We start from the raw sequence: 6,534 nt of genomic DNA, 5'->3' as shown, positions 1-6,534 counted from the left end.
GGAGGGAAATTTAAGTACCGAAGGTCATGAGTTCACACTGCCAAGAAAAGCTTCTAGCCAGGCGAAGGTGCCCGTACCGCAAACCGACACAGGTGGGTGAGAAGAGAATTCTAAGGCGCGCGGAAGAACTCTCGTTAAGGAACTCGGCAAAATGACCCCGTAACTTCGGGAGAAGGGGTGCCTCGGTAGGGTGAATAGCCCGAGGGGGCCGCAGTGAAAAGGCCCAAGCGACTGTTTAGCAAAAACACAGGTCTGTGCGAAGCCGCAAGGCGAAGTATACGGGCTGACGCCTGCCCGGTGCTGGAAGGTTAAGAGGAGTGGTTAGGGGCAACCCGAAGCTATGAATTGAAGCCCCAGTAAACGGCGGCCGTAACTATAACGGTCCTAAGGTAGCGAAATTCCTTGTCAGGTAAATTCTGACCCGCACGAATGGCGTAACGACTTGGGCGCTGTCTCAACGAGAGATCCGGTGAAATTTTAATACCTGTGAAGATGCAGGTTACCCGCGACAAGACGGAAAGACCCCATGGAGCTTTACTGCAGCTTGATATTGGACTTTGGTACGATCTGTACAGGATAGGTGGGAGCCTTTGAAGCCTGAGCGCCAGCTTGGGTGGAGGCATCGTTGGGATACCACCCTGATCGTATCGGAGTTCTAACCTGGTACCGTGATCCGGTATGGGGACAGTGTCAGGTGGGCAGTTTGACTGGGGCGGTCGCCTCCTAAAATGTAACGGAGGCGTTTAAAGGTTCCCTCAGAATGGTTGGAAATCATTCGCAGAGTGCAAAGGCATAAGGGAGCTTGACTGCGAGACCTACAAGTCGAGCAGGGACGAAAGTCGGACTTAGTGATCCGGTGGTACCGAATGGAAGGGCCATCGCTCAACGGATAAAAGCTACCCTGGGGATAACAGGCTTATCTCCCCCAAGAGTCCACATCGACGGGGAGGTTTGGCACCTCGATGTCGGCTCATCGCATCCTGGGGCTGAAGTAGGTCCCAAGGGTTGGGCTGTTCGCCCATTAAAGCGGTACGCGAGCTGGGTTCAGAACGTCGTGAGACAGTTCGGTCCCTATCTGTCGCGGGCGTAGGAAATTTGAGAGGAGCTGTCCTTAGTACGAGAGGACCGGGATGGACGTACCGCTGGTGTACCAGTTGTCTCGCCAGAGGCATCGCTGGGTAGCTATGTACGGAGGGGATAAGCGCTGAAAGCATCTAAGCGCGAAGCCCCCCTCAAGATGAGATTTCCCAGTATGTAAGACCCCTTGTAGACGACGAGGTTGATAGGTTCGAGGTGGAAGTGCGGCAACGTATGCAGCTGACGAATACTAATCGGTCGAGGGCTTAACCAAAATTCCTAAGTAAGTACTTTACGTTGAAGTTTCGTATCTAGTTTTCAAGGAATAAATCCTTGAAAGATTCATTGTTTCTATTCCCTGATAGCTCAGTTGGTAGAGCACTCGACTGTTAATCGAGTTGTCACAGGTTCGAGTCCTGTTCGGGGAGCCATATGGAGAGGTGTCCGAGCTGGCCGAAGGAGCACGATTGGAAATCGTGTAGGCGTCACAAGCGTCTCGAGGGTTCGAATCCCTCTCTCTCCGCCACAATCTTTCTAGTAAGGCCCGTTGGTCAAGTGGTTAAGACACCTCCCTTTCACGGAGGTAACAGGGGTTCGAGTCCCCTACGGGTCACCATTTTTACTTCCCATGGAGGCTTAGCTCAGCTGGGAGAGCATCTGCCTTACAAGCAGAGGGTCGGCGGTTCGATCCCGTCAGCCTCCATCACTTTTCCTTATGAAAGACTTGATTTAATAGGAAACGTGACTTATACTTAATGACGCGGGGTGGAGCAGCCCGGTAGCTCGTCGGGCTCATAACCCGAAGGCCGCAGGTTCAAATCCTGCCCCCGCAACCAAATAATACATGTGGAGCTGTGGTGTAGTGGCCTAACATGCCTGCCTGTCACGCAGGAGACCGCGGGTTCGAATCCCGTCAGCTCCGCCATTATTATTACACAATTTAGTTAGGCTTTGTAGCTCAGTCGGTAGAGCAGAGGACTGAAAATCCTCGTGTCGGCGGTTCGATTCCGTCCAAAGCCACCATTTTAAATTAAATAAGCCGTTGTAGCTCAACTGGTAGAGCAACTGACTTGTAATCAGTAGGTTGGGGGTTCAAGTCCTCTCGACGGCACCATTGCTTTGTGGAGGCTTAGTGAAGTGGCTAAACACGGCAGACTGTAAATCTGCTCTCTTCGAGTTCGGTGGTTCGAATCCATCAGCCTCCATTTTCCTTTTTGTAGGGGCATAGTTTAAGGGTAGAACAAAGGTCTCCAAAACCTTTGGTGTGGGTTCAATTCCTGCTGCCCCTGCCAAAAATGCAAGAAACTTAATATTGTGGCGGTCGTGGCGAAGGGGTTAACGCACCGGTTTGTGGATCCGGCATTCGCGGGTTCAAGTCCCGTCGTCCGCCCATTATTACCAAAGCAACATAATGGGGATTAGCCAAGCGGTAAGGCAACGGACTTTGACTCCGTCATGCCAAGGTTCAAATCCTTGATCCCCAGTTTTATATGCGGAAGTGGCTCAGCGGTAGAGCATCGCCTTGCCAAGGCGAGGGTCGCGGGTTCGATCCCCGTCTTCCGCTCCATTATTACTAAGGCGCCATAGCCAAGTGGTAAGGCAGAGCTCTGCAAAAGCTTTACCCCCAGTTCGAATCTGGGTGGCGCCTCCACAAAATTTATAAGCCGGAGTGGCGGAATCGGCAGACGCACAGGACTTAAAATCCTGCGGTAGGTGACTACCGTACCAGTTCAAGTCTGGTCTTCGGCACCATTGTTTTACAAGTTTATGCCGGCATGGCGGAATGGCAGACGCGCTCGACTCAAAATCGAGTCCGAAAGGGTGGAGGTTCGAGTCCTCTTGCCGGTATAACGAACAAAGAAAGTCTATGAAATCATTTGATTTCATGGGCTTTTTTTTGTTCACTTTTGGAACGGAAGAGAGATCAATGTACTTCGTACACATTGTATCTAAAATGCTATGTATATGTGTTTTACAGATAGTAAAATAAGAAGGGAACGCTTACAATGGAAGTTCATTCTCAAATACAACATATGAGGCGGGGACCCTTTGAATATTGTGAATTCGGTAAGGTTTAAGATTTTTATTGGGTTTGTGCTGGTGGTTGCTCCCTTGGTCTTGTTTCTGATTTTTAATAATGTGTATTCCATGAATGTGGTGAGGGATCAAATTTCTCAAAACTATAATAAGCTTCTGCAGCAATACGTGGAGGACACGGATAATACGCTCAAAGAGTTCGATAATTATTTATTTCATCTCTATAGTGATCCTGATGTGATTAATATGAACTTGTATCCCTTGGAATCGGATGATTATGTACTAGCGAAGCAGCGCTTATTCAATAAGTTAACTCGGCAACTGGATATATACAATTTGGTTAATACGTTTTTCGTCTTTTCGAATACGACGGGGGATCTACTTGTATCTACAAGGGAAAATACGTATTACTATGATCGTGTTCAGACGGTGAAACAATTCATCGTGGAAAATTCGAAGAGTCGTCCAAACGACAGCTCGAATGGCAACTGGCTCATTATGAAGGCAGTGAATGGCGACCACTATTTGATGAAGATTAATAAGGATTTGGGCGCAGGGCTGTCAGGCGGCATTCTTATTAAAATGAGCAGCATGGTTGAACCTCTCAGCAAGTGGGACACAGGAGAAGGTGGAGGCACCATTGTCGTATCTCCAGATGGAACTACTTTAACAAACGCCTATTTTCCATCACAAAGATATAAGAACATAAGTGATCAAATCGCGCCGAAGACTTCAGGTTTTCAAATTGTTAAAGATAAGGAGCTTGATCAACAGTTTTTGATTGTGCGGGAAGCCTCCTCACATGCAGATTTGGAATTTGAACTCATTATTGCTGAGAAAAACATGTTGCAGAATTTACCGTATTTGCAGCTGTTAATTTATTTTTTACCATTGGGTGGAGCGTTCGTGCTTGGAGTTTATTTGTTATATGTGCAGCGCATCTTATTCAAGCCATTGATGCAATTAATTCGTGGAATGAGGAAGATTGCCCAGGGGGAATTGTCAATTAGGTTGCATGAAGGCAGTTCAACGGAATTTGCCTTTCTGATTGCTACTTTTAACAACATGGTGGATCAGATTGAGAATCTGAAGATATCGGTTTATGAGGAGAAGATCCGCGTACAGCAAGCGGAATTTAAGCATTTGCAGGTTCAAATTAATCCTCACTTCTATATGAACAGTTTAAATATCATTTATAACCTCGCGGCGTTAAAAGATACGAAATCCGTTCAGAAGATGTCACTTCATCTGGCCGATTATTTTCGTTTTATTATGCGTACGAATCGGACAACGATGACACTGAAGGATGAGATCGATCATATTCGCAATTATTTGGAGATTCAAGTCATGAGATATCCGGACAATTTGACATTTGACATCCAATTACCAGAGACATATAGCCAATACGCTATACCTCCGCTTATTGTACAGCCATTTGTAGAAAATGCAGTGATTCATGGGTTTACGAAGCAGTACGGTATGTATGTCATACAAGTGAAAGCGGAGCAGTATCCAGAAGCGCCTGAGGAGTTCTTTCTCTTGTCGATTAGCGACAACGGGGATGGTTTTCAGCCAGAAATGCTGCAGCAATTAAATTCAGCTCAGTATTTGGATCAATCGGGCGATGAGCATCTTGGGATTTGGAATGTTCGGCATCGGTTGCAAATGAATTATGGGAACAGAGTTGCGCTGAGATTTCTGAATAAGCCGGAGAGAGGGGCTTTGGTTCAAATTAGGCTGCCGCTTCACACCCCCATTGTGGAAGGGACGGAGAAGGATGTTTAACTTATTGGTTGTGGACGACGAGAAGATCGCGGTAAAAGGAATCACTGTGGGGATCGATTGGGAGACGTTTCCGATTGGTCAGATTTTTGAAGCGCTGGATGTGAATGAAGCCAAGCAAGTGCTATCTCAGAATCGAATTGACATCATGATTTCCGATATCGAAATGCCTGGCGCCAATGGCTTGCAGCTGCAGGAGTGGGTACGTACGCATTCACCACAAACGGAGACGATTTTCTTAACGGGTCATGCGAATTTCGAATATGCGCAGCAGGCTGTTCGTTTAGGGAGCTTTGACTACGTCTTGAAGCCAGTGGATCACGATCGGCTGCAAGACATTGTGAAGCTCGCCATTGAGAAGATTAAAGAAGATCAGGAACAGACTGATTTTCATGAAACATATAAGATGTATTACAGTCACTGGGTTAGTGAGCTGCCGACGTTGGTTGAGAAGTTTTGGCAGGAACTGTTGAGTGGGAAAATACCCGCGAATGAGGAACGGTTGACTCGCAATTTCCAGATGTATGAAATCCCATTGGACATGACGAGTAGGATCTTACCGATCCTGATAAGTGTGGAGAACTGGAAGGAAGACCTGAATGCAAGAGATGAAGAGATTATGGAGTATGCGATTCGGAAAGCGGCTGCTGAAATCATTGTTGTGGAGCAAGCTGGCTGCGTGATTCAAGAGAATGGTTCATCTTTAGTTCTTCTGTATGTAGCTGAAGGAAGTGAACTATCTCTATCTGACATCAAAGCGAAGTGCGAGGCTTATATTAGTGCATGTCACCGTTATTTTCAGTGCAGCTTGTCCTGCTATGTTGGCGAAGAAACGCCTTTACTTAAGCTAACGGCGAAGGTAGCGGATCTGTTTCAAAATGAGCGGAACAATGTGACGAAAAGTAACTGTGTGCTTTTGGACAATGAAACTGATCAACCGCTTATGAACAAGCCGCAGGCGCCAACCTTTTCCGATTGGATTGTGTTATTGGAGTCTGGAAAGAAGGCAGAACTGGTGGCGCGCATTCACGAGAATATTGATCGTCTGCAGAAGACTGATGACGTGGGTTCCGAAACGGTGGAGGCTTTCTATTATGGGATGTTGCATGTGGTGTATCATGTTTTGCATAAAAAAGGATTAGCCGTACATGATATGCTCCCTCATCAAGAGCTACAAGACTACACCAGTGCGACGCGTTCATTAAATCAACTGAGGAATTGGGCGGTTCGAACCGCTACCGTTAGCTGTGACTACATGAATAGCCATCTGAAAGGCGTCTCAGCGGTTACAGCGAAGGTATGCCAATACATTGACGACCATATGGAGGAAGAGCTTAGCAGAGAGGAATTGGCGGCTTCTGTGTTTCTCAATCCAGCCTATTTATCGCGTTTATTTAAAAAAGAAACGGGGCTTTCCATTTCGGAGTATAGTCTTAAAGTTCGGATGGAGAAAGCGATGAAGCTGCTTGCGGAAACCAACGATAAGATCAGCTATGTAGCGGAGCAAACGGGTTATTCACACTTTTCCTTTTTCGCAAAAATGTTCAAGAAGTATTCAGGACTTTCCCCACAAGAGTATCGTAAAAACTTCCAGGGGTGATGAGGTTCTGAGGCATGGAATCAGGGGTTAGAACAACT

The 6,534-nt window shown here is 46.8% G+C and carries 2 protein-coding genes, 16 tRNA genes and 1 rRNA gene (1 of these 19 cut by a window edge); all 19 read left to right on the top strand.

Going from position 1 to position 6,534, the window contains the following annotated elements:
* Positions 1-1,351 (top strand): 23S ribosomal RNA (locus ACSQ8O_RS22780) (it extends 1,564 nt beyond the left edge of the window).
* 81 nt (positions 1,352-1,432) lie between these two features.
* A tRNA-Asn gene (locus ACSQ8O_RS22775) sits at positions 1,433-1,508 on the top strand.
* A 3-nt stretch (positions 1,509-1,511) separates the two neighbouring features.
* Positions 1,512-1,603, top strand: a tRNA-Ser gene (locus ACSQ8O_RS22770).
* 15 nt (positions 1,604-1,618) lie between these two features.
* Positions 1,619-1,693 (top strand) — tRNA-Glu (locus ACSQ8O_RS22765).
* A gap of 14 nt (positions 1,694-1,707) precedes the next feature.
* Positions 1,708-1,780: transfer RNA gene (locus ACSQ8O_RS22760), tRNA-Val, on the top strand.
* 56 nt (positions 1,781-1,836) lie between these two features.
* Positions 1,837-1,913, top strand: a tRNA-Met gene (locus tag ACSQ8O_RS22755).
* A gap of 12 nt (positions 1,914-1,925) precedes the next feature.
* A tRNA-Asp gene (locus ACSQ8O_RS22750) sits at positions 1,926-2,002 on the top strand.
* Positions 2,003-2,024: 22 nt separating this feature from the next.
* A tRNA-Phe gene (locus ACSQ8O_RS22745) sits at positions 2,025-2,100 on the top strand.
* A gap of 15 nt (positions 2,101-2,115) precedes the next feature.
* A tRNA-Thr gene (locus ACSQ8O_RS22740) sits at positions 2,116-2,191 on the top strand.
* Positions 2,192-2,200: 9 nt separating this feature from the next.
* Positions 2,201-2,282 (top strand) — tRNA-Tyr (locus tag ACSQ8O_RS22735).
* A gap of 13 nt (positions 2,283-2,295) precedes the next feature.
* Positions 2,296-2,369 (top strand) — tRNA-Trp (locus tag ACSQ8O_RS22730).
* Positions 2,370-2,394: 25 nt separating this feature from the next.
* Positions 2,395-2,467: transfer RNA gene (locus tag ACSQ8O_RS22725), tRNA-His, on the top strand.
* A 22-nt stretch (positions 2,468-2,489) separates the two neighbouring features.
* A tRNA-Gln gene (locus ACSQ8O_RS22720) sits at positions 2,490-2,561 on the top strand.
* 8 nt (positions 2,562-2,569) lie between these two features.
* Positions 2,570-2,644 (top strand) — tRNA-Gly (locus ACSQ8O_RS22715).
* Between the two features lie 10 nt (positions 2,645-2,654).
* Positions 2,655-2,728, top strand: a tRNA-Cys gene (locus ACSQ8O_RS22710).
* Positions 2,729-2,740: 12 nt separating this feature from the next.
* A tRNA-Leu gene (locus tag ACSQ8O_RS22705) sits at positions 2,741-2,829 on the top strand.
* A 17-nt stretch (positions 2,830-2,846) separates the two neighbouring features.
* Positions 2,847-2,925: transfer RNA gene (locus tag ACSQ8O_RS22700), tRNA-Leu, on the top strand.
* Between the two features lie 210 nt (positions 2,926-3,135).
* Complete coding sequence (locus tag ACSQ8O_RS22695) at positions 3,136-4,899, top strand: sensor histidine kinase (protein WP_436243933.1); 1,764 nt, start codon at positions 3,136-3,138, stop codon at positions 4,897-4,899.
* Positions 4,892-6,496, top strand: a complete 1,605-nt coding sequence (locus tag ACSQ8O_RS22690) for a response regulator transcription factor (RefSeq protein ID WP_436243476.1) — start codon at positions 4,892-4,894, stop codon at positions 6,494-6,496. Before ACSQ8O_RS22695 ends, ACSQ8O_RS22690 begins: the two co-directional genes overlap by 8 nt.
* Positions 6,497-6,534: the final 38 nt, after the last annotated feature.

Source organism: Paenibacillus sp. LjRoot56, assembly GCF_964253335.1.
Taxonomy (GTDB): domain Bacteria; phylum Bacillota; class Bacilli; order Paenibacillales; family NBRC-103111; genus Paenibacillus_E; species Paenibacillus_E allorhizoplanae.
The sequence above is the reverse complement of the archived record's forward strand: the minus strand, read 5'-3'. Positions and strand labels throughout refer to the sequence as shown.

What these genes read in the sequence shown, in the direction of transcription:
- ACSQ8O_RS22690 (WP_436243476.1), top strand. Translation starts at nt 4,892, where the DNA reads ATGTTTAACTTATTGGTTGTGGACGACGAGAAGATCGCGGTAAAAGGA.